The sequence below is a fragment of the Gluconobacter sp. DsW_056 genome, from assembly GCF_002153595.1.
Taxonomy (GTDB): domain Bacteria; phylum Pseudomonadota; class Alphaproteobacteria; order Acetobacterales; family Acetobacteraceae; genus Gluconobacter; species Gluconobacter albidus.
In genome coordinates this window covers 460,663-485,752 of record NZ_JOPF01000009.1, presented here as the reverse complement: position 1 = coordinate 485,752, position 25,090 = coordinate 460,663, and the positions used below count along the sequence as shown (strand labels likewise).

Sequence of the window (25,090 nt, the reverse complement as noted above, 5' to 3'; positions counted from 1 at the left end):
CGGGCACGCCGCGAAGACCATTATGAAAAGTCTGGCCGAAATCTATTCCCATCTTCCCGACGCACCGTCGGAGAAGACGCTAGAGCGCGTTGATTACGAAGCGCGCCACTGGAGCAGCCCGATCCAGGGCCCGCTCAAGCCCGGTACGGAAGAGCACAAGCGGGCCGTCGCCGCGATGTTCCGCGATACGTTCAATCCGTACAAGCCCTCCGTGATCGACTGGCCGACGCTGGATCCCGAGACGCTGCATCGCATCACGTCCCTGCCGATCTGGGATATTGCGGTCCAGACCGAGGGCAAGGCGCGTCTGCGCATGGCCGCCTATGCGGATATGATCACCGATCCGGACATGAAGGACGCGCTCTCGCGGAATGCGTGGGAAGAGAACCGGCACAAAGAGGTCCTGTCCAAGCTGGTCGAGGCCTACAAGATTCCGATGGCGCCGGAGCCTCCGTACATCACGCCGAAAGACACGGAATGGGCCTATCTGGTTACGGGTTTTTCGGAATGTGTGGACAGCTTCTTCGCATTCGGTCTGTTTGCGCTGGCCGAGCGGGCAGGTCTGTTTCCGCAGGAACTGATTGAGACGTTCGAGCCGGTGATGCAGGAAGAATGCCGCCATATCCTGCTGTTCGCGAACTGGCTGGCCTGGCATCGGGCAACCATGCCGTTCTGGAAGCGGCCCTGGTTTGAGCTGCGTGTGATCGGCGTGTGGCTGTTCCTCGCCTATGAGCGCATGGGGCTGGCCCGTTCGATTGACGAGAATGGCGAAGAGCACACTCAGGACAATAATTTCACCGTTACGGGCGCCAAGGACATGACGGCCATGGACGTCAAGGTCCCGGATCTCATGCAGCTCTGTCTGGATGAAAACGACCGCCGGTTTGCGGGGTATGACCCGCGGCTGCTGCGACCCACGACCACACCGGCGATTGCGCGGGCGATGATCAAAGGTGCGAAGCTGTGGGATCGGGTTCGCAATCGGGTTGCGGCCTGAACGGTTCTCTTCCCAGGAGAGACAGGTCATAAAAAAGGGCTCCGTTGCGGGAGCCCTTTTTCGTTTCAGTCTTCCGAAGCGCCGTCTGCGTCGGGTTCGGGGTCCGTCATCAGGGCGTCGGCGAGGACGCCGGCTTCGGCCCGGATGCGTCGTTCGATTTCGGACGCCATGTCCGGATGGTCACGCAGGAACTGCTTGGCGTTCTCACGTCCCTGACCAATCCGCTGGCTGTCGAAAGAGAACCATGCGCCGGATTTCTCGACGATGTTGCCCTTCACGCCCAGATCGAGCAGTTCGCCCATCTTGCTGATGCCTTCGCCATACATGATGTCGAATTCAACCTGGCGGAACGGCGGGGCCATCTTGTTCTTGACGACCTTGACGCGGGTCTGGTTGCCGACGACCTCATCCTTGTCCTTGATGGACCCGATGCGGCGGATGTCGAGGCGGATGGAGGAGTAGAACTTCAGAGCGTTGCCGCCCGTGGTCGTCTCGGGATTGCCAAACATCACGCCGATTTTCATGCGGATCTGGTTGAGGAAGATCACGAGCGTGTTGGACCGCGAGACCGTTCCCGTCAGTTTGCGGAGGGCCTGGCTCATGAGGCGGGCATGCAGACCGACATGGCTGTCGCCCATGTCGCCCTCAAGCTCGGCGCGCGGGACGAGGGCTGCCACGGAATCCACGACCAGCACGTCTACTGCGCCAGACCGGACGAGCGTATCGGCGATTTCCAGAGCCTGTTCGCCGGCATCGGGCTGGCTCAGAAGAAGATCGTCGATATTGACGCCGAGTTTGCGGGCGTAGCCGGGGTCGAGCGCATGTTCGGCGTCGATGAATGCGACGGTGCCGCCCTTCTTCTGGGCTTCGGCCAGAACATGCAGGGCGAGCGTGGTTTTGCCCGAGCTTTCCGGTCCGTAGATTTCAACGATACGGCCGCGCGGCATGCCGCCGATCCCAAGCGCAATGTCCAGTCCGATGGAGCCGGTTGAAATCACATTGGCTTCCACTTTTGGCCGTTGGCCCATGCGCATGATCGAGCCCTTGCCGAAAGCACGCTCAATCTGGCTGAGTGCGCCTTCAAGCGCCTTGGTCTTGTCCATTCAATCCTCGCAATAGGTTTGGGCTGGCGTGTGCAGGGTACGATAGACCGGGCAGCCATTCTCGCAAAGCACTGCATCAGTCACGGTTATCGCCTTCCCGTGTTCGCAAAATGTTCTTCTGAGAGGCATATCATGTTTGCCCCCCGCGACGCCAAGGGGAAGACAGGCTTTGGTGGAAGATTTTTTCCGTGGGCGAGGGGCTGGCTTACCTCAGTGGGGCGGAAAGGCCTGCAGGGCGTTTAAGTTTCCAGACATAGGCAATAATGGCCGCCACAACCTTGAAATGTTCGGCCGGGATCTCGCTTTCCAGCGGGAGGGTGAAGAGGGCGCGGGCCAGAGGCGGGTTGGCAACAACCGGGACACGGTTGTCCTGTGCGATTTCCCTGATTCTGGCGGCCACGTCATCCATGCCTTTGGCAACGATTCTTGGGGCGCCACCTGTGCCCTTTTCATAGACAAGGGCGACCGCGTAGTGCGTAGGGTTGGTGACGACAACGGTGGCTGTTTTGACGGCTGCCATCATGCGTTGTTTGGCAGCCTTGGCGCGCAGGGCTTTCTGGCGGCCTTTCACATGGGGGTCGCCCTCCGCATTCCGATATTCGTCCTTGAGGTCTTCCCGACTCATTTTCAGCTTGGACGTATGGCGGAAGCGCATCCAGAAAATATCGAAGCCCGCGATCACCAGCTGTGCGCCGATCATCGCGGCAGCGGCGCTGAATCCGAGGTCTGTCATCATTTTCAGGAGCGGGCCGGGTTCCAGCCCGACCATCCGGGACGCGGTTGGAATGGCATTTCTGGTGATGTGCCAGAGCACGGCGGCGAAGATGACAAATTTTGCGAGAGCCTTGAACGTGTCCGGCAGGGTTCCGCCGCCCGCAATGCGCTTGAAGCCGGCGAGTGGAGAGACCCGTTCGAACTTTGGCAGCAATGACTCGGGATGGATGAGGAAGCCCGTTTGCAGAAATCCCGCGCCGAGGCAGAAAGCCGCCACGGTGGCCGCCATGGGAACGGCCAGAGAGAGCCCCGCCTCAATGGCGTGATTGGTACTGCTCAGCAAACCGCCCTGCGCCATCGGGACCGTGCCTGCATTGGCCATGAGGGCCTTCATGCTGTGGACAAAATCCGTCACGAGGTGGGGCAGGATCATGAAAATTCCTGCGAACCCTCCCAGAAGGGCCACAAAGCTCATGGCCTCGCGGGACATGACAATCTGACCGTCCTCGCGCGCTTTCTGGAGGCGGTGGGCTGATGGGGCTTCTGTTTTGTCGTCGGAGTCAGACATCGTTCAGAGACCCGGAAGTGCTCGGAGGACGTCGAAGGCCTGTCCCTGCCAGATGGCGATCATGGTGCTGAGGGTGAGGCCGAGAAGGGCGATGCCGCCCAGAAGTTGCAGGGGGCTGGCGGCGTTGTAGATCTGTAGCGTCGGGAGCAGGCGTGTCATGATGCCCAGCATGCCCTGCCAGACGAGGGACAGGATCAGAAAGGGTGCGCTGAGTTCCAGTCCCAGAGCGAAGCTGTGTTCCGTAAGCTGGATGACGCCCTGCGCGGAATCGCCCAGCAAATTCCAGTGGGCATGTGTCGTGGCAAGGAGGAGCGCACCGCCTGGGGGGATGATGGTGTAGCTCCCGAGGATCGCGCGGATGGGCAGAATATAGGCACCCGTCACGAGCAGCACGAGCGGCGCCAGCAGATTGAGGAAACGGGCGGGAGCAGAGCTGCCGGAGCCCAGATCCGGATCGGGCTGAAGGACGCTGGAAATTCCCATACAGACTGCGATGATCTGACCGGAAATCGGCAGAGCCATACAGATCAGGCGGGCCATCCAGCCGATCAGAACCCCCGCGAAAAGCTCAACGGCAATCATGCCGCACAGGGCGAGGGGGGCGAGGGCGTCCAGATGCGTCTGCATCAGAAGGGGGGCGACGAGCGGAAGGAGCAGGACCGTCAGGGTGAAAGCGCATCCGGCGCGGACCATCATGGGCATGGACTGTTCGCCGATGCCCGGCATGAGCATGACGACCCCGCCGGTCCGGGAGAGAACCAGAACGAAAGCAAGCGCCCAGACGCTCAGAACCGGGCCGCTGAGGTCAAGCCCCTGGAGCGCTGTGGGGACTGCCGTATCGGTAAGACCCGTGTTCACAGAACGGTTGCTTTGGGCACGCACATGTCAGTCAAATCCGGATCTGAAAGGCAGCAGGCTCAGGTCGTGCCGACGAGAATGAGCTGATCGAAGAGGTGTCGGGCGAAACTGATGAGCGTTGCGGTCATGAAGGACCCTGCCATCACCATGACGGCCCCAATGGCCAGAACCTTCGGGACAAAGGACAGTGTGGCTTCGTTGAGCTGGGTCACGGCCTGTACGAGGGAGACCAGAAGGCCGACCCCGAGTGCGGTCAGCAGGGCTGGGGCGCTCAGTTTGAGAGCAACAATGAATGTCTGCTCCAGAATGGCACCGAGATCGATGGCCTGCATGGTCAGATCGTCATTTTCATCACATCCTGATACGCCTGCACCATTCGGTCGCGGATCACGGTCGTGGTCTGGAGGGCGAGCTGTGCATTGGAAATGGCGGTGACGATCTGAGTCATGTCGCCACCGCCCTTGAGGCCCTGAGCGGCCTTGGCCTCGGCATCATGACCGCTGTCGATGACGCTGCTGACGGACTGGGACAGGATGGAGCCGAAATCCGTTCCGGAACTGCTGCTGCCCGTTGCGGACGAGTTCTGAATGCCGTCCGCGATATCGTCCGTAACGCCCTCCAGGCGGCTCTGGAGGCTCTGGACGGCGTAGGCGTTATGGGCATGGGAGAGGGAGGTGAGCATGTGGGTTACTTCAGCAGGTCGAGCGTGCGGGACAGCATGGTCCGGCTGCTCTGCATGGCGTTCAGGTTGGCTTCATAGGAGCGCTCGGCTTCACGCATATCCATCATTTCAGTCATGGAATCCACGTTGGAAACTTTGACGTAACCGCGCTCGTCGGCGGCGGGATGAGACGGGTCGTAGCGGGTGTCGAAATCCGACATGTCCTGACCGATGTTCTGGACACCGACGGTCGAGGCGCCGCTTTCGTTGTCCACCTGTTCGGCAAAGGTGATGGTCTTGCGGCGATAGGGATCAGCGCCCGGCTGGGAGCCGGTCGTATCCTGATTGGCGAGGTTTTCCGCAACGATGCGCAGGCGCTGGGCCTGTGCGTCCATGCCGCTTGCGGAAATGCCGATGGTGGTGGACAGGTTCATCCGTCAGCGTCCTTTATTTTCCGAGCGCCGTCTGGAACATGCTCAGATATTTGGAATAGACGTTTACAGCGAGGTGCTGCTGGTCGTTGACATCCGCGACCTGTTCCATCTGCTGGTCCAGTGAGATCTGGTTTCCGTCCAGGGACTGTTCCGACGACGTCTCGATGACGTGCGCGCCGGAGGCGGTGTATCCGATATGATCGGGCTGCGTGACGGTCGGGGTGATGTCGAACTCGCCCAGGGCGGCTTCGAACGGGGAGACGTCTCTGGCCTGATAGTCCGGCGTGTCCGAGTTGGCGATATTGCCAGCCAGCACCTGCTGACGGGCCTGAAGCCAGTTCATGCGGTCACGGCCCAGGGAAAAGAGGTCGGTGCCGCCTGCGCTGGTTGAGTCGATATTCCGCATCGCGACAGTCTCCGTCATGCAGGAGCCGGGAAAATGCCGGCGAGGGACATGATGGCGTGAAATCTTTAATAAATGGTTGCCTGAGCCGCAGATTCGGGGGTGGTCGCTCGATATGCACCGCGTGTTTCCAAGGCTGTTGTCAGCCTCTCGCGTGGAATCCGTCATCAATTAAGCGGTCATTAACCGATCTTGGGCATCATGCCGGGGAATGAGGATGACTGACCTATGACCCTGCATGAATGCGTGAATGCGATTGCCGCGCTGATTTTCATTGTCGTACTGATTTTCTGTGCCCGCCCCCTGTTGCGTTTTCTGGAGCAGAAAAAGAGCGGTGCGCGGGGTGGACAGGCGGGGCTGTCGCTTGTGGGGCAGATGGCGCTCGACCGGACGCGGCGTCTTTCGGTTGTGCGGTATGGCGCGCGGGAGGTTCTGGTCCTCACGGGGGGCAATCAGGACATTCTGATGGACTGGACGGAGCGGGAGACTTTTGCCTCGGCGCTGGATGAGTCCGCTACGGAGGACGTGGCGTGAGGCAGGCTCTGATGCGGCTTGGGGCGCTTTTTCCGCTTATGATCCTGCTGGCGTGTGTGTGTGTGCCGCATCTGGCGCATGCACAGGCCGTGAGCATTGATCTGGGGCAGAACGGGGCTGCGGGCGGGGCTGGGACGACCAGTCGCCTGGTGCAGCTTACGGCGCTGATTACGGTTCTGTCTCTGGCGCCGAGCCTGCTGGTGATGATTACGGCGTTTACGCGGATCGTGATCGTGCTGTCGCTGCTTCGCAGTGCGCTTGGCGCGCAGGGGACGCCGCCCAATACGGTTCTGATCGGGCTGTCGCTGTTTCTGACCCTGTTCGTGATGCAGCCGACGCTTCAGAAATCGTGGGATTCGGGGATCGAGCCGATGATGGCGGGGCATGTCGGGGAAATGGAGGGGCTGACGGCGGCGGCCCAGCCGTTTCACGACTTCATGGCGGTGACGGCGCGGCCTGCGGATGTGGCAACGTTCCTCAATATTGCGCATGAAAAGCCGCCTGCGAAGATCGGCGACACGCCCTGGCGTGTGCTGGTTCCAGCGTTCATGATCGGGGAACTGCGCCGCGGTTTCGAGATGGGATTTCTGCTCTATCTGCCGTTTCTGGTCATCGATCTGGTGGTGTCCAGCGTGTTGATGAGCCTTGGCATGATGATGCTGCCGCCAAGTACCGTGTCGCTTCCGTTCAAGCTGATCTTTTTCGTGGTCGTTGACGGATGGTCACTGGTGGCGGGAAGTCTGGTGCGAAGTTTTACCGGATAGGACCCGGATATGAAAAAGCCCCGCCGGTTCAGAAACCGGCGGGGCTTTTTTTGTTAGTGGGCGCTGTCGTTTGTGGTGCCGGCCGCGAGGCCTGCGGCGCGGGGGTCCGTCACGCCGCGGCACGAATCGTCGCCGTGGCAGACAATTGCGTTGATACGGCCGGCTCCTTCATGAGGGATCGGGGTGTCATGGGCGGCGGCGCGGGCAGCGTTTCCAACGGCATCCGCAGCTTCGTTCTGCCCCGAAGCGGCGATGACGGCACGCAGACTGCGCTGGTCACGCAGGATTGCAGCGGAAAGCAGCGGCTGTGGCGTCCGGGCCGGGGAGGCGCTGAGGACAACACCGGTGCTGCCAGCGATGCGGCCTGTTCCGAACAGGTTGTTTTCGCTCAGGGCGCAGGCGACGGCCATGCCCGAATGGTCGGTCACGACGAAGGACGTCGAAGCCGGAAGGGACGGCAGGCTGCCGCTGCCGGAACGGCCGCTGTCGAGGGCTGCCTGAGCGGCGGCGAGGGTCGTGTTGCCGGAGGCGCGCCATGCGGCGACAGCGCCCTGTGCGGAAGCGCCCGTCGTGTATCGGATGGCCGCGCCGAGGCCGCCATCGGCGGGCGGGGCGAGGAACGAGGCGGTCATGCCACCCTGATGGGTCATCAGCGCATCCGTCTGGACGGGGAGGGTCTGTCGCATGTCGTCGTCGTTCAGGCCGCCACCCGCTTTCTGGGCGGCGGTGACGTAAACGTCGGCGAGGGCGCCGTTATAGAGGTCGCCGACGCCTGCGACGCGGATGCGTTCGAGGAAGCCTGCGAGCCGGGGCTGGGCCAGGCTGTCGCCTGCGGCGAGCGTGGAGGCTTCGCCGCGTCCGAAAATGGTGCGCGCACTTTCATCCGCGAGAAGTGCGGTGTGGACGGCGGCCAGATCGGTTGCCAGAGCACGGCTGACGGTGATGCCCGTGCTGGCGAGGTTCAGGGCCGGGGCGATCAGATCGTTGAACTCGACTGTGCCGTAATGGAGTTGCATCAGATACAGACCACGGAAGCTGGCAGGCGTGCCGGCCGGGCGGTCGGCGCCCTTGCTGGTGCCGGGGCGGGGCAGGAAGGAAATGGACTGCGCCGCTTCGCCGGGTCGGCTGATCAGGCACGCGCCGCCGCCGCCATAGGAGGCGCGGGAGGGCAGGGTAACGCCAAGGGCGAGGGCCGTGGCGGTTGCGGCATCGGCAGCGTTGCCGCCGCGGGCCAGCACGTCATGGCCGACCAGCGCGGCCTGGGGCTCGTCGGCGACGACCGTGCCGATGCTGCCGCCTGCGGGCGCGGCTGTTTCGCTGATGCCCACGAGGTGGGAGCCCGGGATCCATGAGCAGGCGCCCAAAAGCAGGCCCGAAGCCACCGAGGCCATTAGTGAGGCCGGGAGACGGGACGCGATGCGACGGGTCTGTGTGGCGTCCGGGGTGGAAATCTGGTGCTGACGATGCGCCACCTGGCGTTTCTCCAATGTCTGGTCACGACTGTCCGGCCTCGTGGCCTTGGCGGAGTACGGGCGCGGGCAGACAGGTCTGCGCCGTGGGTCCGGTTCCGGCTCTTGTTCCCTCATAACGGTAATCTGCTGTTTGTGGGAGGGGCGAGTTGGTGTCTTCTCTTTGCGGTGGACGTTCTTTATGGCGTATGGATCAGACGTTCTGTCTTTCTTTCAGCTGATCCGGAGCTTTCCATTGAAACACCATCTGCTTGCCACGGCGTCTGCTGTTGTTGCCGGAATGGCCTTTCTTGCGGGCGGTCAGGCTCTGGCGGCTCCGGCCACGTCGTTCACGCCAGCCCAGCGCGCCGAGATTGTCGGCATCATGCGCGATGCGTTGCAGAATGACCCGAGCATCCTCACGGATGCCATCCGTTCAATCCGTGAAAAGGCCGAGGAGCAGAAGCAGGATTCGACGCTGGCGGCCGTGAAGGCGCATCAGTCCGAGCTTCAGACCGCGCCTGATTTTGCCATCCGGGGCAATCCGCACGGGAAGATCACGGTTGTGGAATTCTATGATCCGCGCTGTTCGTACTGTCGCTCCATGATGGGGCAGGTGGACAGTTTCCTCAGCCGCCATCCGGATGTGCGGCTTGTCGAGAAGGTTGTGCCGGTTCTGGGGAGTAACAGTGTTCTGGACACGCGGGCCATTTTCGCGGCCAGTGCGCAGGGCAAATATGACGTTATGCGCAAGGCGCTGATGGAAGACACCACCAAGCCCAGCATGGAGCGGATCGTCGCCCTGGCACAGGCCAATGGGCTGGATGCGAAGAAGCTGACGGCGGATATGAGTTCGCCCCAGACGGTGGCGCTGATCACGACCAATCTGGATCAGGGACGTGCTGTTGGTCTGGACGGGACGCCGACGTTCATTTTCGGGACGGCCGCCGTGGCTCCGGGCGCGCTTGAAGCAGATCAGATGGATGCTTTTCTGGAGCGCGCCCGGAAGGCCTGATGGATCGGGCCATGGAGGCCGTTCTGGAAAGTTCAAAATCGGTGGTGTCGCCGGGGTTCGCCGAAGGAAACTTCGTGAACGTTAAAGGAACGCATGAAGAACCGCTTTTCCGGGGTTTGGGGAAGTGCGTTTTTGCCGTTATGGTTTCCCGGTTTTCGTGAAACGGCATTCTTCTGATCCGGGGGGCCGTTTCGGACTTTTGACGTGCTCCACTGGTATGATGGTGTATGACAGACGACAGACGGTCCGGCGCGGGGAGCAGTGCTGGGGGGGAACGGGGATCCGAGGCTTCCGGCGCGGCTGAGTGTCAGGATGGATCCCACGCTGAAGAGCCTGACCGGCAGGGTTCCGGGGGAAAGCGCCTGAAAAGGTGGTTCCGGCGATCGCTGTTTGTGCGATGGGCCTTATTTCGGGTTTTCAATCGCATCCGTGCCTCCGGTCTGGGGAAAGACCTGTTCTTCCGGGCGACACAGGTTCCGGCGTATTTTCAGACCGCATTCAACCGGGGCCAGTTGCGGACCCTGAGGCTTCTTCTCCCCCTTCATCTTCTGGCTCAGGCCGTCAGCGCGCCGGTGGTGGCGCTCGGGGTGTGGTCGTCGAGCCCCTGGCTGGCCCTCCTGCTGCTTGCGGGGATCGAAGGTGTTCTGCTGCTCTGGTTTTCCAGGGTTCAGCCAAATGTCAGAACCATGAGGAGCCTTGCGGATTACGCGGCGCTCCGATGGGCGCTGCGGGCACTGAACGGGGTTCTTGGGTCTGTCTGGTTCGTTTTCATTATTCTGGTCTTCCGGCTGCGCTGTGAAGACATCCATCTTCTGACGCTCGGCGTGTGTTTTGGATTTATGGCGCCCCTGCTGCTCTGTGCTCCGGTAAACGGGGCGGTCGAAGCCATGGTGGTGCCGATCATCGCAGGGGCGTATGGTGCTCTGCTGGAGGGCCGTTTTTACCGGTCCGTTCTGTTTACGACGTCGTTTTTTCTGATGACCACGGTCTGCGGGCTTTTTGTCGTTGGGATCAGCCGGCTGGTGGGCGTTCTGCTGTGGCGGATGCAGATGGCGCGTCTGAAACAGCGCGAACAGGCGGATATTCTGTCGCTTCTTACGCGGCGGTCGGCGGCGCCGACCGGGCGGTGGCTCTGGGAGACCGATGAGGCGGGTGTTCTGCGTAATCCCTCGGCGGGACTTTGTCGCCTTCTGGGGCGCGATGAGACGCAGATCGCGGGCAGGACATTGGGAAGTCTGCTGGATATTCCCGTGCCTGGTGCCGAGCTGTCCGGTCCGATCTCTCCGGAACGGCATCTGGCGTATTGTCTGACGAACCGACTGGCATTTCGTGAACTGGTTGTTCGCGCTGTGGCCGTGCCGGAGGCACGCTGGTGGATGCTGACGGGAGAACCTGTCTTCCGGGACGGGGTGTTCCGGGGGTATCTGGGGGTCGGCGCGGATGTGACGGCCCTACAGATGATCAGGGAGCGGCATTTTTATCGCGTGCGGCATGATGTCCTGACCGGGCTGCCGAACCGGCTGGCCTGTCAGGAGCATCTTCAGAAAAGCCTGCTGGAGACAATGCGCGGCGCGCAGGCGTTCGTGGTCATTCTTATTTCGCTGGAGGTCTCCAGCCTCGGGCGTCGTCGTGTGATGACGCCGGATGAGGTGGCGGCGGTTCTGCAGATAAGCCTGTCGCGTCTGAATGCCTGTCTTGCCCGGCATGTGCCTGCAGATCTGAACGGAGCGGGGGGCTGTTTTGTAGCGCGGTATGGCGCGATGGATCTGGCGGTCGTGACGGGGATTCCGGGCGAAGGGAAGCGTCATTTCCTGGAGGCCCTGGCTCTGGAACTCCTGTTGACGCTGAGTGGCCCCGTCAGTGTGGTCGAGGATGGGGCTGCGGAGGTGGCTGGGGAGGTGGCTGGGGACGTGATTGACGTTGAGCCTGCGATTGGCATGGCGGTCTCGACGACCGGAGACGGCGAGGTTCTGGTGGAAGCCGTCGAGACGGCGCTGCGCGATGCCCAGGGCGAGCGGGTCGGGCGCTACAGCATTTTCGATCCTTGTGAGGAAATGGCGGGAAGCCGCCAGCAGACCCTGTTTCGTGATGTGCGGCAGGCCCTGCGGCAGAAAGCCTTTGCTCTGGTGTACCAGCCTATCGTGAATGCCCAGACCGGGATGGTGATCGGATTTGAGGCGCTGTCACGGTGGAAAGGGTCGGCGCACAGGCATCTGTCGATCGGGAAGGTCATCGACACGATTGCCGAGACCGGGAGCGGGCTGGAATTCGACTTCTGGGTTCTGGAAAACGCGTGCCGGGTGGCGCGACGCTGGCCTGTTCCCTTATGGGTTTCGGTCAATATGACGGCGACGCATTTTTCCCTCCCTGATATTGCGGTGCGTATTTTTCGGGTTCTGGAGCAGGTTGGGCTGGAGCCGTATCGGTTGCAGATCGAAGTGACGGAAACGCAGGCGCTGGAGGTCGGACCGCTTGTGCACCATGCTTTCCGTGAGCTTGAAAGCAGGGGGGTGGGGATTGCGCTGGACGATTTCGGCAAAGGATTTTCGACGCTGATGTATCTGCGACAGTTTCCGTTTTCCAAGATCAAGCTGGATGCAGCCTTCATTCAGGACATGTTGCAGGATGCGCGCAGTGCGGCGGTGGTGCGGAACGTGATCGCGCTGGGGCGGGATCTCGGTGTTGCGGTGACGGCGGAGGGCGTGTCGTCGCCGGAGCATTGCCGCCATCTTCAGGAACAGGGCTGTACGGAAGTGCAGGGGTTCTATCTGGGGCGCCCGGTGCCGGAGGAAGATGTTCCGCTCTTCTGGGGGCGGCGTGTGGCTGATCTGTCCTGAAAAAATGGGGAAACGCGGATGGGGGAAAGCTGGATGAGCCGGTTTGGAAACGGGCCTGTGGCAGTGATGGGGATCGTGAATATCACGCCGGATTCCTTCTCCGACGGCGGGCGTTTTCTGCGGCCTGAGGCTGCTCTGGCGCATGGTCGGACGCTTGTGGCGGACGGGGCGGATCTTTTGGATGTGGGTGCTGAATCCACGCGGCCGGGCTTTATACCGGTTCCGGCAGAAGAGGAATGGGCGCGCCTTGCACCGGTCGTTGGGCAGTTTGTGGGCGACGGAGTGACCGTTTCGGTGGACACGACCAAGGCTTTCGTCGCCAGACGGGCGCTTGAGGCCGGTGTGGCGGTCATCAACGATGTCTGGGGTTTGCAGGCGGACCCGGACATGGCGTCCGTAGTAGCGGATTCGGAGGCGACGGCTATCGTGATGCACAACCGTCATGACGTGGACGAGGCTCTGGATCTGCGGGCGGACTGGCGGCGCTTCTTTGATCGGTCTCTGGAACTGGCGGAACACGCCGGACTTGCGCGTGATCGGATTGTGCTGGATCCGGGTGTAGGGTTCGGCAAGACGCAGGCGCAGAATGTTGAGGCCGTGGCGCGGCTGGGCGATCTGCGGGCCGACTATGGGCTGCCGGTTCTGCTGGGGGTGTCGCGCAAGTCCATGTTCGGGCATTTTCTGGGGCGTGCGGCGTCCGAGCGGCTGGCGGGGACGCTGGCGACCCATCTGTACGGGGTGGAGCAGGGCGCTGCGATGTTGCGGGTGCATGACGTGCGCGAGCATGTGGATGCATTGACAATTCGCCAGATTCTGAAGGATGTCCGATGATCGTACCTGCCCTGACTTCCGTTTTCGTGCGGGACCTGTGTCTGTTTGGCTATCATGGCGTACTGCCCGAAGAGACGCGGATCGGGCAGCGTTTTGTAGTGGATATCGAGATCCGTGCAGATCTGTCGGGTGCGATTGCGGGCGATGATTACGAACAGGCCGTCTGTTACGGGACGCTGTGCGATATCGCTTCGGACATCGTGACCGGAAAGCCACTTCAGCTCATCGAGACGGTAGCGGGACGGATTGCCGAAGCCGTTCTGGCGCGGCTGGAGCGTGTGGAGTGGGTTCGGGTTGAAGTGCGCAAACCGTCCGCGCCAGTGCCGTATGTGGTGTCGGGAACGGCGGTGGCTGTGGAACAGGGCCGGGTTCATGACGTGGCGTTCTCGCTGGGCAGCAATCTGGGCGAGCGGGAGGCTGTTCTGGCGGCGGCGGTGGATCGGCTGTCCGGCGTGGACGGGCTGGAGATCGTGCAGGTGTCGTCGCTGTATGACAGTGCGCCCTGGGGCGGAGTGGAGCAGCCGGCATTCGTCAATATTTGTGCGACCGGGCGGACGACGCTGGAGCCTCATACGCTTCTGCGGATGTGCAAGGCGATCGAGGCGGAGCTGGGACGTGTGCCGGGCGTACGCTGGGGCGCGCGGGCCGTCGATATTGATGTTCTTTATTATGGCACGCGGGAGGTTCGGGACCGGGTTCTGACGCTGCCGCATGCCTGTCTGTTCGAGCGGGCTTTCGTGCTGGAGCCGCTGGCGGAAATTGATCCAGATCATGTCATTGGTGGACGTCGCGTGCGGGACGCGCTAGCAGTCCTGCCGCGGAGCCCGGGGGATGTGACCCGGCGCGTCCCTGACGGCACGGGTCGTCGGGGCATAGAGGAGCCTGAACCCGCATGACCAACCTGAACGCCACGACCGTAGCCACCGCATCGGCCTATCAGTCGGACAGTCAGGAGAGCCTCTCGTCCGAGGAGCGTCGCCCGATGGGAGCGTTGCCGCTGCCTGCGGATGCGGAAGTGCGGATTGCGGGGGCCGTGCGCCAGATTCTTGAGGCGCTGGGTGAAAACCCGGATCGCGAGGGTCTGCTGGATACGCCGCAGCGTGTTGCGAAGATGTATCTGGAAGTGTTCAGCGGCCTGCATCAGGACCCGCGGGACCATCTGAAGACGCAGTTCTCTGCGGACCGGCATCATGGCGCGGTGCTCGTCAAGGATATCCGTTTCCATTCGATGTGCGAGCATCATCTGCTGCCGGTTTATGGCAAGGCGCATGTGGCCTATCTGCCAGCGGGTGGGCGTCTGACGGGATTGAGCAAGATTGCGCGGCTTGTGGAAGGCTTTGCGCGTCGTCCGCAGCTTCAGGAGCGTCTGACGGATCAGATCGCGCAGGGCATGGAAGATGTTCTGGCGCCGGAAGCCGTTCTGGTTGTCATTGAAGCTGAGCACATGTGCATGAGCATGCGCGGCGTGCGCTCGCCCGGCTCCACGACCGTGACGTCCATCGCGCGTGGAAGCTGGCTGCGCGACAGTGCGGCGCGGATGGAGATCATGTCGCTCCTGCGGAGCTGATCTGCGCCGGACGGCTTGTAAGACTAAAAAAACGGATGATGTCTCGCAGCTTCTGATGCCCGCGTTTTTGCGCGTTGATGCCTTGCGAATCAAAACGCGGACTTATATGGTCCGCGTATGGCACTTTATGGCGCAAGCACCGAATACGTCCTGCACAGTCTGTTGTGGCTCGTGGATCATCCCGGACCGGTCAGCAGTCTGGATCTGGCGGAACTTCAGGATATCCCGGCGGCATTTATGGCCAAGCAGCTTCCGAAGCTGGAGAAAGCCGGGATTCTGGTGGCTTCCGAAGGGCTGAAGGGCGGCTACAGGCTGGCCCGCCCTCCGGCGCAGATCAGCGTGCTGGACGTTGTGGACGCGGCGGAAGGCCGCAAAAGCCTCTTTAACTGTCAGGAAATTCGCGGGCGTTGCGTCCTGTTCGACGACACGCCGCCGCAATGGGCCACGAAGGGTGTGTGCAGCATTCATGCGGTCATGCTGCGGGCCGAGCAGACCATGCGCGAGGAACTGGCGCGGACGTCTTTGGCTGATCTGGCGGCATCTGTCCGGGACAAGGCGGCGCCTGCGTTTCTGGGGGAGGCGCAGGGATGGCTTGAGAACCGGGTCCAGACACGCCGGACCAGCAGGGTCAGGCAGCGGCGAAACCCGGACACGGTCTGAATTTTTCTTTCACATCCACTATCAGGAAACAGAATTATGCGTCGTTTTATTGCGCTTGGCGCCTTGGCTTTGTGCGTCTGCACGCCTTCCCTTCATGCCGCGACGAAAGTCACGCCGCTTCTGGCGCATGACCTGCCAGGCATTCCCGGAAAAGAGGGCGCGATGCTGACGGTGGACTATCCCCCCGGCGGTTCCGACCCGATCCATCGGCATAATGCCTCGGTGTTTGTGTATGTGCTGAAGGGCTGTGTTGTCATGCAGGTCCGGGGTGGAGAGGCCGTGACCCTGCATCCGGGGCAGACCTTCTTTGAAGGGCCGGACGATGTTCATCTGGTCGGGCGCAATGCCAGCCAGACCGAGCCTGCGCAGTTTCTGGCGGTTTTCGTCAAGGACAAGGCTGCGCCGTTTGTCTTCCCTGCAAAGTAATGGCTGAAGAACAGAAGTCATGAAAATTCTGCTGGCCGGGGCAAGTGGCGCTGTCGGGCGTCCGCTGATCGCGTGTTTGCTGAGAGAGGGGCATGAGGTCTGGGGCATGGTGCGGCGTGCCGAAAATCTGCCCGTCATTCAGGCGCTGGGCGCGTTTCCGGTTGAAGGCGATGCGCTGGACCGGGCCGGGATGTTCGCTCTGCTGGATCGGGTGCGGCCGGATGTCGTGATTGACCAACTGACGTCCCTCCCGTCCAGTCCGTTCGATCTGGCGCAGAGGCTGCCTGCGGATCGGGTGCTGCGTCTGGAGGGCGGGGGTAATCTCCATGATGCCGCCCGGGCTGTGGGGGTGCGGCGTTATATCCAGCAGTCCTGCGGGTTTTACCTGAATGGTGAGGGAGGACTTGCGACCGAGGAGTCCCCGTTGAGAACGGATGCTCCCGGCGGGATCGGGGAGAGCGCGCGGATGTATGAAGCGCTGGAAAAGCGCGTTCTGAGCGACGGCGTCATGGAAGGCGTGGCGCTGCGGTATGGGTTTTTCTACGGTCCGCGTACCTGGTACTGGCCGGATGGTGCGTTCAGCCTGCATGTCCGTAAAGGTGAGGTCCCCGTCATTGGCGTAGGGCGGGGCATGTTTTCGTTCATTCATGTGGATGATGCAGCGCAGGCAACGGCTGCGGCGCTCCGGGCGCCTGCGGGGATCTACACTGTGGTCGATGATGAGCCGACGGAATTCTCCCGATGGCTGCCCGCCTATGCAAGGTGGGTCGGGGCGGCACCTCCAGGGCATCTTGCAGAAGACGACGCGGTCCTGCGTCTGGGCGAAGAGGCCGCCTATTATCAGAATGCTCTGAGCGGGGGGGGCAATCAGAGGGCCAGAAGTCTTCTGGGTCTTGAGCCTAAAAATACACCCTGGCTGGAAGAAATATGAAACGGCGATGTAATGTTATGAATTATTAAATAATTATTGCATGTTACAAATCTTAAATTCTTATCTCATTGATAATATTTCGTTCATGTATTATTGAGACAGATAAAATAATTTATGGAATATCATGACAGGTTTCGGGGAAAATAAACTGGAAACGTCAGGATGTTCCGACGAGACAGCGCGATCGGTCCGGAAATATCAGGGCTCGCATTTCTGGACCAGCCTGTTTCAGGTCCTGTCAACCATCAGTCTGCTTCTGCTGTGTTATGTGCTGATCTATGCGGGGTTGATGCGGGGCTGGTGGTGGTCTCTGGTACTCACACCACTGGCATCGGGCCTGTCCATCCGGACGTTTGTCCTTCAGCATGACTGCGGGCACGGATCGCTGTTCAAAAAGCGCTGGACCAATGACGTGACGGGCTGGCTTTGCTCTCTGTTGACCTTGACGCCCTATGACCACTGGAAAAAGCATCACGGGCTGCATCACGGGTCCTGGAACAACATGGATACGCGCGGGCGGCTGTCTGATCTGTATTCCGACTGTATTACCGTTGCCGAATACCGGAAAATGACGCGCCTGAAGAAGTTTCTGTACCGGATGAGCAAGAACCCGCTCCTGACGGTCTTTCTGATGCCACCGGTGATTTTCTTTATTGTCTACCGGTTTGCTTTCGATACGCCCCGGCACTGGATCCGCGAGCGGGCTGGCGTGTACGCAACCAATCTGTGTCTGGTGGCGATGTTCGGCGGGCTGTCCTGGCTGGTTGGATGGAAGCTCGTTCTGCTGGTCAGCTTCATGGTGATCTATCCGGCCGCCGTGACGGGCGTGTGGCTCTTTCTTGTCCAGCACAAGTTTGAGGGTGTGCAGTGGGCCGAGCATCCGCAATGGAACAATTATGATGCCGTGGTGACGGGGTGTTCGTTCCTGCGCTTCTCGCGGATCATGCGCTGGTTCACGGGAGACATTGGCACGCATCATGTCCATCACATGGCGCCGGGAATACCGAATTACAGGCTGCTGGCATGTCATGACGCCCATCCGGCCTTTCAGAACGTGAAGATCCTGACCTGGTGGGATGGAATTCGTGAAGCCCGGAGCAACGTCCTTTGGGATGAGGACATGCAGGCTATGGTGGATCTCCGCTCGGTGACATGATGCCGGGGGGCGGACTCGGGTTCGTCCAGTCTGGCAGCAGAAGCTGGGAGTATTCCGCATGGCATTCGGAAATCGCGCATTTCAGGCCCTGACGCAGTATGCGCTTGCGTATCAGATTGATGAATGGGGCTGGCGGATCGGTCCTCATACCTATGGCGCCCCTGCTGTTCTTGAAGTAGGCGAGGCCGGGTTGATCATCGGCGATTACTGTTCGATCGGGCCAAATGTCACGATCATCCTTGGCAATCACCGCGCCGATCTGGTGAGCACCTATCCCTTCAAAACGCTGTCGCATTTCTGGCCATCCGCGGAAGAGGGGCAGGCCGATCATTCCAGCAAGGGGGACGTCGTGATTGGCAATGACGTCTGGATCGGGGCGCATGCGACCCTGATGTCCGGAGTGACGATTGGCGATGGCGCCGTGATTGCAGCGCAGGCGCTTGTTACGAAATCGGTGCCTCCATATGCGATTGTGGGAGGTAATCCGGCAAAAGTGATCCGCTACCGTTTTCCCGAAAGCATCATTGCGCGACTGCTGGCGCTGGCCTGGTGGGAATGGCCGGAAACGCTTGTGAAAGAGCGCTGCGGAGCGCTGATGAGCGACGATATCGAGGCGTTTCTTGAGCTTTATGAAAATGCCCCGAACGGCTCTGAAGACGGCTGATCCTGATTTGGTGAGCGGGGAGCCGCTTCATCGGGTGTCGGGGCTGCGCTATGGTTTACCGAACTGGTCGGGCAGGAACCATTCCGGGCATCGGCGCGATTGGACTGTGTCGGGAAACGTACTGCGAGGGGGTGATCCGTGAGGTCCTTCGAAAGCGGTGACGGTTCTTCCTGTATCGAAGGGAATCTTGATGAGCACCGCAGATAAGATGATGTCACAGATGGCGGATAAGGGCGGGTTTATTGCTGCCCTGGACCAGAGTGGCGGCTCCACGCCAGGCGCGCTGAAGCAGTACGGTATTGCCGAGAGCGAATATTCTGATGAAAGCCAGATGTTTGCGCTGATGCACGACATGCGGGTTCGGATCATCACGGCGCCTTCCTTTATCGGCGATAAGGTGATCGGGGCCATTCTGTTTGAACGCACGATGGATGGGGATGTGAACGGTGAGCCCGTTCCGGCCTATCTGTGGCGCGAACGAGGCGTTGTGCCGTTTGTGAAGATCGACAAGGGTCTGGAGGCGGAAGCGGACGGCGTTCAGCTCATGAAGCCGATGCCTGATCTGGATGCCCTGCTGGCGCGGGCGGCCAAGCTGGGCGTTTACGGGACGAAGGAACGTTCCACGATCCGTCTGCCATCCGAAAGCGGCATCCGGGCCATTGTCCGGCAGCAGTTCGCAGTGGCCGAACAGGTCCGTAAACATGGGCTGGTGCCCATTCTGGAGCCGGAAGTGCTCATCAAGAGCCCGGACAAGGCAGCGTGTGAGCAGCTTCTGCATGATTATGTTCTGGAAGAGCTGCAAAAGCTGCCCGAAGACGCACGGATCATGCTGAAGGTGACGATCCCGGACGTTGCGGACCTGTATGATGACATCGCGCGTGATCCGCGGATGGTGCGGGTCGTGGCGCTGTCAGGGGGCTATCCGCTGGATCAGGCCTGCGAAAAGCTGCGGCACAATCAGCGGATGATTGCGAGTTTCTCCCGCGCGCTGATCGGGGATCTGCGTCATCAGATGGATGATGCGCAGTTCGATGCAGCGCTGGGAGAGGTGATTGAGGAAATCTACGACGCTTCGGTCCACAAGGTCTGAGGCGTCGTCCGGACGTCAGGAAATACTGGCGTCCGCTTTATTCCACCAGCACTGTTCCGGGGGCCTTGAAACGGCGGGCAGGTAATGCTGCGGATTGCCGCCGAGACGCACGGTGTTGGTGGGTGTTTCTTCCAGTTCGATCTCGTGAACGCGCAGGATGTCGCCCTGATCCGCGAGGATGGCGGTCAGTTTGGCGAGCATGAGGGCCGCCATCAGCTCCGTTGTCGGATCGCCGGGCGTCACAACAATCCGGCTGGCGCGTTCGGGCTCATTGGCGCGGAACCACGCAAGTAGCGGGTCCGTTTCCGAAAGCTGGAGCGCGTGATCGAGGCTGTTGTCTACGAAATGGTGCCAGCGTGTCTTGGCTTCGGCGAAGGGCAGGATCATGTTCGCGTGTCCGTCCAGCCGGGTCTGTCTGGCCGGGCGCAGCTTCACGCGGACATATTCGTTATGACCATGCGGGATGGCGCAGCGTTCGCTGGCGCCCGTAATGAGCCTATGACCCATGCAGAAACGCCGGGTGAAGACGAGTTCGGCGGTCATGCGGCGCCTCCGTGGTGGCGGCTTTGCTGGTAGCGGCGCCATCCGTCGGCACGCAGATTGCAGGCCGGGCAGCTGCCGCAGCCATAGCCCCAGTCATGCTGATGGGTGCGGTCGCCCATATAGCATGAATGGCTGTCCCGGTTGATGACGTCCACGAGCGTCTGGCCGCCGAGCTGCTCGGTCAGGTCCCATGTTTGGGCTTTGTCGATCCACATCAGGGGCGTGTGGAGGACGAAACGCTGGTCCATGCCGAGGTTCAGCGCGACCTGAAGGGCTTTGATCGTGTCATCGCGGCAGTCGGGATAGCCGGAATAGTCAGTTTCGCAGACGCCAGTGACGATGTGGCGTGCATTGCGGCGGACGGCGAGAGCGGCTGCGAAGGTCAGGAAGATGATGTTGCGGCCCGGCACGAACGTGTTTGGCAGCCCGTTTTCGCTCAGTCCGATCTCGGCTTCGCGGGTCAGCGCCGTTTCGGACAGGGCACCAAGGGAGGCAAGGTCGATCGTGTGATCGTCGCCAAGGCGCGCTTTCCACTCCGGCGAAAACGCGGCCATCTGTTCGCGTAGCGTGTCGCGGCATTCGAGTTCGATGGCGTGGCGCTGCCCGTAGGCATAGCCGACCGTCTCGACGCGATCAAAGCGGGAGAGGGCCCAGGCGAGGCAGGTTGCGGAATCCTGGCCGCCGGAGAACAGGACAAGAGCGGTGTTGCTGCTGATGGCCGGGTTCGTGCTCATGGTCAGGGGATTCCGATCAGCTTGTGCGTCTGAAGCGACAGGCGCCAGCGCGGGTGGCGCAGGCAGTAGGCAACGGCGGCCTGTGTGTTGGCGATGCGGTCGGGGCCGTCCATCGGCTGAAGCCAGAAATGACGGAAGGAAAGTTTCTCGAACAGTTCGGGCGGCAGGTCGGGCTGGGGGTAGATCAGCTTGAGTTCCGCGCCGTCGGTCTGGACGAGCGTGCTGCTGGGTTTGGGGCTGACGCAGACCCAGTCGATTCCCGCAGGGGCTGCGATCGTACCATTGGTTTCCACGGCAATCTCGAAGCCCTGGGCCTTTACGGCGGCAATCAGGGCATCCTCAAGCTGAAGCAGCGGTTCGCCGCCCGTGAAGACGACGTAGCGGCGGCCGCTCTCATCGGCGATGCCGGTCCAGCAGGCCGCGATGGTGGCAGCAAGTGCCTCGGCGGTATCAAAGCGGCCGCCGCCTTCACCGTTCGTGCCGATGAAATCGGTGTCGCAGAACGTACAGGCGGCCGTGGCGCGATCCTGTTCGCGGCCCGACCACAGGTTGCAGCCCGCGAACCGGCAGAACACCGAGGCACGGCCTGTCTGTGCACCCTCGCCCTGGAGGGTCACGAACATTTCCTTCACAGCATATGACATGATCGCAGCATGTCGGCGAGGTTGGCGCAGGATGCAAGGGAAATCATCATCCCGGCCTGATGGTGTCATGCGAAGAGGGATGTTTCGCAGGCAAGGGGGATGGGCAGGGCCTGCTTTCATGGTAGGGAAGGCGCATGGAAGACATGAATGCCCGTTCTCCTGTTCTGACCCTTCAGCCCCTGCGGGGATGGGGGCTTGTCCGCGCCGCCTGGAGCGATCTGCGGGCGGGTCTGCGGCTGTTGCCGCTGGCGGTGACGCTCGGCTGGCTGGATATCAAGATGCGGTATCGCGGCTCCATTCTGGGGCCGCTGTGGCTGACGCTCTCCACGGCTGTCATGATCGGCGCGATGGGCGTTGTGTATGGCTTTCTCTTTCATATGGACCTGAAAGCCTATCTGCCGTTCCTGTCACTTTCGATCGTGTTGTGGGGATATGGCGGTACCGTCATCAACGACGCGGGAACGGTCTTTACGCAGAGCACGTCGCTGTTTCATGCGATGCGGATTCCGGTCAGCCTGCCAGTGGTGCAGGTGATCGTCAGGAATCTGCTGATCCTGCTTCATAATATGGTGGTGGTCGTTGCCGTGTTTGCGGTCTTCCATGTCTGGCCACAGCAGGTCTGGAGCCTGTTGTTCAGCCTGTCGCTGTGGATTATGGACAGCTTTTGCGTCATTCTGCTGATCGGGATGCTGGGCGCGCGGTTTCGGGACATTGCGCCCATCGTGGCGTCGCTGATGCAGATCTTCTTTTTCGTGACGCCGGTGATCTGGAAGCCGGAACTGATTACGACCGGACGGCAGTATCTGCTGCTGGATCCGTTTTATCCGCTGCTTGAAATCGTACGTGCGCCCCTTCTGGGGCAGACGGTGGCTCCCGTCGTGTGGGAGGCGGCCATCGCGCACAGTGTACTTCTGTGGCTTCTGGCGGCCGTCCTGTTCTGCCGGATGCGGTCGCGCATTCCTTACTGGATCTGATCTGATGCCCGGGATTGTTGTTGATCGCCTCTGTATTGATTTTCCGCTGTATCATGGGCAGAGCCGCTCCCTGAAGCGCCAGGTCGGCAAGACGCTGGCCCGGTTTGCGCCGTCGTCGCCCTCGGCCCATCTGATGCAGGACCTGCGGGAGCGTACGATCGTGAGCGTGCTGCGGGAGATCAGCTTTACGCTGAATTCCGGCGAGCGGCTGGGGCTGATCGGTAGTAATGGCGCTGGCAAGACCACGCTTCTGCGTGCACTGGCAGGCATTTACGAACCTGTTTCGGGGCGCGTACGGCTCGAGGGAACGATGCGGACGCTGCTGGACAGCGGTCTGGGAATGAATCCCGATCTGACGGGGCGTGAGAATATTCGCCTCAAGGGGCGATATGAGGGGCTTTCACGTCAGCAGATCGCTCGGATCGAGCAGGACGTACAGGATTTCGCTGAGCTCGGTCCTTATATGGACATGCCCATGAAGGCCTATAGTGCGGGCATGAGTGTTCGTCTGGCGTTTGGCCTGGCGACGGCGTCTGCTCCGGAAATCCTGCTGATGGATGAGTGGTTTCTCGCGGGGGACGGGGTTTTCATGAACAAGGCCAAGGCGCGCCTCGAAGAACTCGTCCGACAAGCGGAAATCCTCGTGCTGTCCACCCATCAGCCCAAGGTCATGCGACAGTGGTGTACGCGCGTCATCTGGCTTGAGAACGGGCATATCCGAATGGACGGAACACCGGACGAGGTTCTGGACGTCTATCTGCAAGAGGCTGGCTAAGAGGTCAGTCTCAGCCGCCCGTACCGAAACGGGCGAGGGCCCATGTCGTGCAGAGATACAGAACGATCGTAAGGGCGCATCCTGCCGACAGGGCGAGCCAGAACGGCATGCCTGCCCGAAGCAGTCGCGGGATCAGCAAAAACATGGGCAGGGAAGGAAGCACATACCAAAATGTTGCTTCCGCATGACGGCTCATGATAACGCGGTCAGGCTTTTCCAGCCAAAGCCAGATCATGCCCAGCACCGACACAAGAGGCAGGGAGGCAATCAGCGCGCCAAAGCCCGGATAGCGGCGTGCGATGCCTGAGGCTGCGGCGATCAGGAGTCCTGAAATCAGGCATTTCAGAATAAAGAAAATCATACTCTTCCCTGAAGTCGGGGAGCATTTTCTTCAAGAATTTTTTTTGGAAAGAATGTGGCCAACTCCATGAGAGGAGTGGCGCGAGTGACGGGGCTCGAACCCGCGACCTCCGGCGTGACAGGCCGGCGCTCTAACCAACTGAGCTACACCCGCAGAGGCACTTTTCAGTACCTTGGGACCTTCCATCTGGAAGCTGTTTGGCTTCCTCTTGGTCGGTGGCGGTGATTTAACAGTCTGCCCTTGGGGTGACAAGAGGGTTTTTTCAAAAAAAAGCCTTTTGGATCAAAAAACTGCCTTGCCCGGCAGGAAGGGGGCGTGTCCTGTGTAACGGAACGATACAGGCGGGAGGGCCTCATGAGGTTGGGACGACTGGCTGCACTGCTGTTGCTGGGGGCGGGTCTTGCCGGATGCGAGACGGGTCCGCATCAGTGCAAGCTGATCACGAGCGGGAACATGCTGGTGCTGAATGACTGGGGCAGCCCGATCGTGCGGGCCGCGATCAACGGACATCCTGTTGCGCTTATTGTCGATACGGGCGCTTTCTCCACGACGGTTGGACAGAGTTTTGTCGAGCCTCTCGGCCTGAATGATACCGGGGCAACGGTGCTGATCCATGGTGTCGGAGGGCAGGACTATGGACGTGTCGTGACGATCGACACTCTGGACATGGGCAGCTCCAAAGCGACCAACATCGCCGTTGCCGGGGCGGGCAAGTTTGTTGGAAAAATTGCAGGCCTTCCAATTGTGGGGCTGTTCGGGCGCGATTTTCTCGGACGGTACGATACGGTCGTGGACATGCCTTCACATCGTGTCAGGCTGGTCGAGACAGAAGACTGTGAAACTCCCACTCCGGGATGGGAGGGGCCTGTCCATACGGTGCGGATCAGTCATATCTACAACGAAGGGCACAAGACCACTCTGGAAATACGCCTCAACGGCCATCCGACGGATGCGACGCTGGATACGGGGGCGGGAACGACCATGATCAGTCTGGACGCGGCGCGGGCGGCGGGTGTCACGCGTGCCATGCTGGAAAAAGACCCTGTTTCAATCGGATATGGTCTCACAAGGGACCCGGTAAAAAATTATCTTCATCACTTTGATACTCTTCAGGTGGGTGACATCGTTTTCCGCGATGTTTCTCTGAGGGTGGGGGAAGGGCTGTCCGATACGGATGCGCTTCTGGGTGCGGATGTTCTGAAGCATTACCGGATCTGGATCCCCCGCTACGGCAACCAGATGTTCGTGCAGCATGATGTCGATATTCCAGCGTCTCCTCGCTGAGCCAGCCTTCCTCCCCTGCGATTGTCTGAAGAGGCATTAACGGAGTTTCAATCAACTGTTCTCTAGGAAGGAAAGCATCTGGCCGGCTGCCTGTGGCCGGCGTGGTGTGATCTG

29 protein-coding genes and 1 tRNA gene are annotated in these 25,090 nt (G+C 60.9%); 17 read left to right on the top strand and 13 right to left on the bottom strand.

The window, feature by feature from the left end:
- Positions 1-22: 22 nt before the first annotated feature.
- Positions 23-997, top strand: coding sequence for a hypothetical protein (locus HK22_RS09495; protein WP_062030454.1), 975 nt, complete (start codon positions 23-25; stop codon positions 995-997).
- 65 nt (positions 998-1,062) lie between these two features.
- Here the strand turns inward: HK22_RS09495 and recA are convergent, their stop codons facing one another.
- The 7 genes from recA to HK22_RS09460 all read right to left on the bottom strand — a co-directional run bounded on the left by recA (position 1,063) and on the right by HK22_RS09460 (position 5,741).
- Positions 1,063-2,100, bottom strand: coding sequence for a recombinase RecA (gene recA / locus HK22_RS09490; RefSeq protein ID WP_062108834.1), 1,038 nt, complete (start codon positions 2,098-2,100; stop codon positions 1,063-1,065).
- A 205-nt stretch (positions 2,101-2,305) separates the two neighbouring features.
- The gene (locus HK22_RS09485; RefSeq protein ID WP_086649074.1) at positions 2,306-3,382 is read right to left on the bottom strand and encodes a flagellar biosynthesis protein FlhB; all 1,077 of its coding nucleotides are present in this window, start codon (positions 3,380-3,382) and stop codon (positions 2,306-2,308) included.
- A 3-nt stretch (positions 3,383-3,385) separates the two neighbouring features.
- Complete coding sequence (locus tag HK22_RS09480) at positions 3,386-4,240, bottom strand: flagellar biosynthetic protein FliR (protein WP_086649129.1); 855 nt, start codon at positions 4,238-4,240, stop codon at positions 3,386-3,388.
- A 59-nt stretch (positions 4,241-4,299) separates the two neighbouring features.
- Positions 4,300-4,572 (bottom strand): flagellar biosynthetic protein FliQ, encoded by a 273-nt coding sequence (locus HK22_RS09475; protein ID WP_062030448.1) that lies wholly within the window; start codon positions 4,570-4,572, stop codon positions 4,300-4,302.
- A 2-nt stretch (positions 4,573-4,574) separates the two neighbouring features.
- The gene (fliE, locus tag HK22_RS09470; RefSeq protein WP_062030446.1) at positions 4,575-4,922 is read right to left on the bottom strand and encodes a flagellar hook-basal body complex protein FliE; all 348 of its coding nucleotides are present in this window, start codon (positions 4,920-4,922) and stop codon (positions 4,575-4,577) included.
- A gap of 5 nt (positions 4,923-4,927) precedes the next feature.
- Positions 4,928-5,335, bottom strand: coding sequence for a flagellar basal body rod protein FlgC (gene flgC, locus HK22_RS09465; protein WP_086649073.1), 408 nt, complete (start codon positions 5,333-5,335; stop codon positions 4,928-4,930).
- Between the two features lie 13 nt (positions 5,336-5,348).
- Positions 5,349-5,741, bottom strand: a complete 393-nt coding sequence (locus tag HK22_RS09460; protein WP_062108840.1) for a flagellar basal body protein — start codon at positions 5,739-5,741, stop codon at positions 5,349-5,351.
- Positions 5,742-5,966: 225 nt separating this feature from the next.
- Here HK22_RS09460 and HK22_RS09455 point away from each other — a divergent pair, with 225 nt between their 5' ends.
- A complete protein-coding gene (locus tag HK22_RS09455) occupies positions 5,967-6,272 on the top strand; it encodes a flagellar biosynthetic protein FliO (RefSeq protein ID WP_086649072.1) in 306 nt (101 codons plus the stop codon).
- A 38-nt stretch (positions 6,273-6,310) separates the two neighbouring features.
- Positions 6,311-7,036: a flagellar type III secretion system pore protein FliP gene (gene fliP / locus HK22_RS09450; protein WP_369827243.1), complete on the top strand. Its 726-nt coding sequence runs from the start codon at positions 6,311-6,313 to the stop codon at positions 7,034-7,036.
- Between the two features lie 53 nt (positions 7,037-7,089).
- Here fliP and HK22_RS09445 read toward each other — a convergent pair whose 3' ends face one another.
- Positions 7,090-8,508, bottom strand: coding sequence for a gamma-glutamyltransferase (locus HK22_RS09445; protein WP_086649127.1), 1,419 nt, complete (start codon positions 8,506-8,508; stop codon positions 7,090-7,092).
- Positions 8,509-8,740: 232 nt separating this feature from the next.
- Here HK22_RS09445 and HK22_RS09440 point away from each other — a divergent pair, with 232 nt between their 5' ends.
- The 11 genes from HK22_RS09440 to HK22_RS09390 all read left to right on the top strand — a co-directional run bounded on the left by HK22_RS09440 (position 8,741) and on the right by HK22_RS09390 (position 19,661).
- Positions 8,741-9,499, top strand: a complete 759-nt coding sequence (locus HK22_RS09440) for a DsbA family protein (RefSeq protein ID WP_233142524.1) — start codon at positions 8,741-8,743, stop codon at positions 9,497-9,499.
- Positions 9,500-9,891: 392 nt separating this feature from the next.
- Positions 9,892-12,336: a bifunctional diguanylate cyclase/phosphodiesterase gene (locus tag HK22_RS09435; protein ID WP_158093555.1), complete on the top strand. Its 2,445-nt coding sequence runs from the start codon at positions 9,892-9,894 to the stop codon at positions 12,334-12,336.
- A gap of 33 nt (positions 12,337-12,369) precedes the next feature.
- Positions 12,370-13,167: a dihydropteroate synthase gene (gene folP / locus HK22_RS09430; RefSeq protein WP_233142523.1), complete on the top strand. Its 798-nt coding sequence runs from the start codon at positions 12,370-12,372 to the stop codon at positions 13,165-13,167.
- Entirely contained in the window at positions 13,164-14,063 is a 900-nt protein-coding gene (gene folK, locus HK22_RS09425; RefSeq protein WP_086649068.1) for a 2-amino-4-hydroxy-6-hydroxymethyldihydropteridine diphosphokinase, read from the top strand. Before folP ends, folK begins: the two co-directional genes overlap by 4 nt.
- Positions 14,060-14,734, top strand: a complete 675-nt coding sequence (folE, locus tag HK22_RS09420; RefSeq protein ID WP_233142521.1) for a GTP cyclohydrolase I FolE — start codon at positions 14,060-14,062, stop codon at positions 14,732-14,734. The genes folK and folE overlap by 4 nt, the downstream gene beginning before the upstream one ends.
- A gap of 117 nt (positions 14,735-14,851) precedes the next feature.
- Positions 14,852-15,394 carry an Rrf2 family transcriptional regulator gene (locus HK22_RS09415; RefSeq protein ID WP_086649067.1) on the top strand — a complete coding sequence of 181 codons (543 nt, stop codon included), beginning with the start codon at positions 14,852-14,854 and terminating at the stop codon, positions 15,392-15,394.
- A gap of 36 nt (positions 15,395-15,430) precedes the next feature.
- On the top strand, positions 15,431-15,820 hold the full coding sequence (locus tag HK22_RS09410; protein ID WP_086649066.1) for a cupin domain-containing protein: 390 nt from the start codon (positions 15,431-15,433) through the stop codon (positions 15,818-15,820).
- 19 nt (positions 15,821-15,839) lie between these two features.
- The gene (locus tag HK22_RS09405; protein WP_086649065.1) at positions 15,840-16,751 is read left to right on the top strand and encodes an NAD(P)-dependent oxidoreductase; all 912 of its coding nucleotides are present in this window, start codon (positions 15,840-15,842) and stop codon (positions 16,749-16,751) included.
- Positions 16,752-16,875: 124 nt separating this feature from the next.
- The gene (locus HK22_RS09400; RefSeq protein ID WP_086649064.1) at positions 16,876-17,907 is read left to right on the top strand and encodes a fatty acid desaturase; all 1,032 of its coding nucleotides are present in this window, start codon (positions 16,876-16,878) and stop codon (positions 17,905-17,907) included.
- A 58-nt stretch (positions 17,908-17,965) separates the two neighbouring features.
- Complete coding sequence (locus HK22_RS09395; protein WP_062108854.1) at positions 17,966-18,571, top strand: CatB-related O-acetyltransferase; 606 nt, start codon at positions 17,966-17,968, stop codon at positions 18,569-18,571.
- A gap of 190 nt (positions 18,572-18,761) precedes the next feature.
- Positions 18,762-19,661 (top strand): fructose bisphosphate aldolase, encoded by a 900-nt coding sequence (locus HK22_RS09390; RefSeq protein WP_086649063.1) that lies wholly within the window; start codon positions 18,762-18,764, stop codon positions 19,659-19,661.
- A gap of 15 nt (positions 19,662-19,676) precedes the next feature.
- On the opposite strand, the gene HK22_RS09385 is transcribed toward HK22_RS09390, so the two are convergent.
- The 3 genes from HK22_RS09385 to queE are packed head-to-tail and all read right to left on the bottom strand — an operon-like array spanning position 19,677 to position 21,582.
- The gene (locus HK22_RS09385) at positions 19,677-20,204 is read right to left on the bottom strand and encodes a 6-carboxytetrahydropterin synthase (RefSeq protein WP_086649062.1); all 528 of its coding nucleotides are present in this window, start codon (positions 20,202-20,204) and stop codon (positions 19,677-19,679) included.
- Positions 20,201-20,938: a 7-cyano-7-deazaguanine synthase QueC gene (queC, locus tag HK22_RS09380; protein ID WP_086649061.1), complete on the bottom strand. Its 738-nt coding sequence runs from the start codon at positions 20,936-20,938 to the stop codon at positions 20,201-20,203. Before queC ends, HK22_RS09385 begins: the two co-directional genes overlap by 4 nt.
- A gap of 2 nt (positions 20,939-20,940) precedes the next feature.
- Entirely contained in the window at positions 20,941-21,582 is a 642-nt protein-coding gene (gene queE / locus HK22_RS09375; protein WP_086649060.1) for a 7-carboxy-7-deazaguanine synthase, read from the bottom strand.
- A 134-nt stretch (positions 21,583-21,716) separates the two neighbouring features.
- Here queE and HK22_RS09370 point away from each other — a divergent pair, with 134 nt between their 5' ends.
- Complete coding sequence (locus HK22_RS09370; RefSeq protein ID WP_086649059.1) at positions 21,717-22,556, top strand: ABC transporter permease; 840 nt, start codon at positions 21,717-21,719, stop codon at positions 22,554-22,556.
- Between the two features lie 4 nt (positions 22,557-22,560).
- Entirely contained in the window at positions 22,561-23,331 is a 771-nt protein-coding gene (locus HK22_RS09365; RefSeq protein WP_062030408.1) for an ABC transporter ATP-binding protein, read from the top strand.
- Positions 23,332-23,341: 10 nt separating this feature from the next.
- On the opposite strand, the gene HK22_RS09360 is transcribed toward HK22_RS09365, so the two are convergent.
- A complete protein-coding gene (locus HK22_RS09360) occupies positions 23,342-23,692 on the bottom strand; it encodes a DUF3147 family protein (protein ID WP_086649058.1) in 351 nt (116 codons plus the stop codon).
- A 76-nt stretch (positions 23,693-23,768) separates the two neighbouring features.
- A tRNA-Asp gene (locus tag HK22_RS09355) sits at positions 23,769-23,845 on the bottom strand.
- Positions 23,846-24,046: 201 nt separating this feature from the next.
- Here HK22_RS09355 and HK22_RS09350 point away from each other — a divergent pair.
- Positions 24,047-24,976 carry a retroviral-like aspartic protease family protein gene (locus tag HK22_RS09350; protein ID WP_086649057.1) on the top strand — a complete coding sequence of 310 codons (930 nt, stop codon included), beginning with the start codon at positions 24,047-24,049 and terminating at the stop codon, positions 24,974-24,976.
- Positions 24,977-25,090 lie beyond the last annotated feature (114 nt).

What these genes read in the sequence shown, in the direction of transcription:
- HK22_RS09495 (WP_062030454.1), top strand. Translation starts at nt 23, where the DNA reads ATGAAAAGTCTGGCCGAAATCTATTCCCATCTTCCCGACGCACCGTCG.
- recA (WP_062108834.1), bottom strand. Translation starts at nt 2,100, where the DNA reads ATGGACAAGACCAAGGCGCTTGAAGGCGCACTCAGCCAGATTGAGCGT.
- HK22_RS09485 (WP_086649074.1), bottom strand. Translation starts at nt 3,382, where the DNA reads ATGTCTGACTCCGACGACAAAACAGAAGCCCCATCAGCCCACCGCCTC.
- HK22_RS09475 (WP_062030448.1), bottom strand. Translation starts at nt 4,572, where the DNA reads ATGCAGGCCATCGATCTCGGTGCCATTCTGGAGCAGACATTCATTGTT.
- fliE (WP_062030446.1), bottom strand. Translation starts at nt 4,922, where the DNA reads ATGCTCACCTCCCTCTCCCATGCCCATAACGCCTACGCCGTCCAGAGC.
- flgC (WP_086649073.1), bottom strand. Translation starts at nt 5,335, where the DNA reads ATGAACCTGTCCACCACCATCGGCATTTCCGCAAGCGGCATGGACGCA.
- HK22_RS09460 (WP_062108840.1), bottom strand. Translation starts at nt 5,741, where the DNA reads ATGCGGAATATCGACTCAACCAGCGCAGGCGGCACCGACCTCTTTTCC.
- HK22_RS09455 (WP_086649072.1), top strand. Translation starts at nt 5,967, where the DNA reads ATGACCCTGCATGAATGCGTGAATGCGATTGCCGCGCTGATTTTCATT.
- fliP (WP_369827243.1), top strand. Translation starts at nt 6,311, where the DNA reads ATGATCCTGCTGGCGTGTGTGTGTGTGCCGCATCTGGCGCATGCACAG.
- folP (WP_233142523.1), top strand. Translation starts at nt 12,370, where the DNA reads ATGAGCCGGTTTGGAAACGGGCCTGTGGCAGTGATGGGGATCGTGAAT.
- folK (WP_086649068.1), top strand. Translation starts at nt 13,164, where the DNA reads ATGATCGTACCTGCCCTGACTTCCGTTTTCGTGCGGGACCTGTGTCTG.
- folE (WP_233142521.1), top strand. Translation starts at nt 14,060, where the DNA reads ATGACCAACCTGAACGCCACGACCGTAGCCACCGCATCGGCCTATCAG.
- HK22_RS09415 (WP_086649067.1), top strand. Translation starts at nt 14,852, where the DNA reads ATGGCACTTTATGGCGCAAGCACCGAATACGTCCTGCACAGTCTGTTG.
- HK22_RS09410 (WP_086649066.1), top strand. Translation starts at nt 15,431, where the DNA reads ATGCGTCGTTTTATTGCGCTTGGCGCCTTGGCTTTGTGCGTCTGCACG.
- HK22_RS09405 (WP_086649065.1), top strand. Translation starts at nt 15,840, where the DNA reads ATGAAAATTCTGCTGGCCGGGGCAAGTGGCGCTGTCGGGCGTCCGCTG.
- HK22_RS09400 (WP_086649064.1), top strand. Translation starts at nt 16,876, where the DNA reads ATGACAGGTTTCGGGGAAAATAAACTGGAAACGTCAGGATGTTCCGAC.
- HK22_RS09395 (WP_062108854.1), top strand. Translation starts at nt 17,966, where the DNA reads ATGGCATTCGGAAATCGCGCATTTCAGGCCCTGACGCAGTATGCGCTT.
- HK22_RS09390 (WP_086649063.1), top strand. Translation starts at nt 18,762, where the DNA reads ATGAGCACCGCAGATAAGATGATGTCACAGATGGCGGATAAGGGCGGG.
- HK22_RS09385 (WP_086649062.1), bottom strand. Translation starts at nt 20,204, where the DNA reads ATGACCGCCGAACTCGTCTTCACCCGGCGTTTCTGCATGGGTCATAGG.
- queC (WP_086649061.1), bottom strand. Translation starts at nt 20,938, where the DNA reads ATGAGCACGAACCCGGCCATCAGCAGCAACACCGCTCTTGTCCTGTTC.
- queE (WP_086649060.1), bottom strand. Translation starts at nt 21,582, where the DNA reads ATGTCATATGCTGTGAAGGAAATGTTCGTGACCCTCCAGGGCGAGGGT.
- HK22_RS09370 (WP_086649059.1), top strand. Translation starts at nt 21,717, where the DNA reads ATGGAAGACATGAATGCCCGTTCTCCTGTTCTGACCCTTCAGCCCCTG.
- HK22_RS09365 (WP_062030408.1), top strand. Translation starts at nt 22,561, where the DNA reads ATGCCCGGGATTGTTGTTGATCGCCTCTGTATTGATTTTCCGCTGTAT.
- HK22_RS09360 (WP_086649058.1), bottom strand. Translation starts at nt 23,692, where the DNA reads ATGATTTTCTTTATTCTGAAATGCCTGATTTCAGGACTCCTGATCGCC.
- HK22_RS09350 (WP_086649057.1), top strand. Translation starts at nt 24,047, where the DNA reads ATGAGGTTGGGACGACTGGCTGCACTGCTGTTGCTGGGGGCGGGTCTT.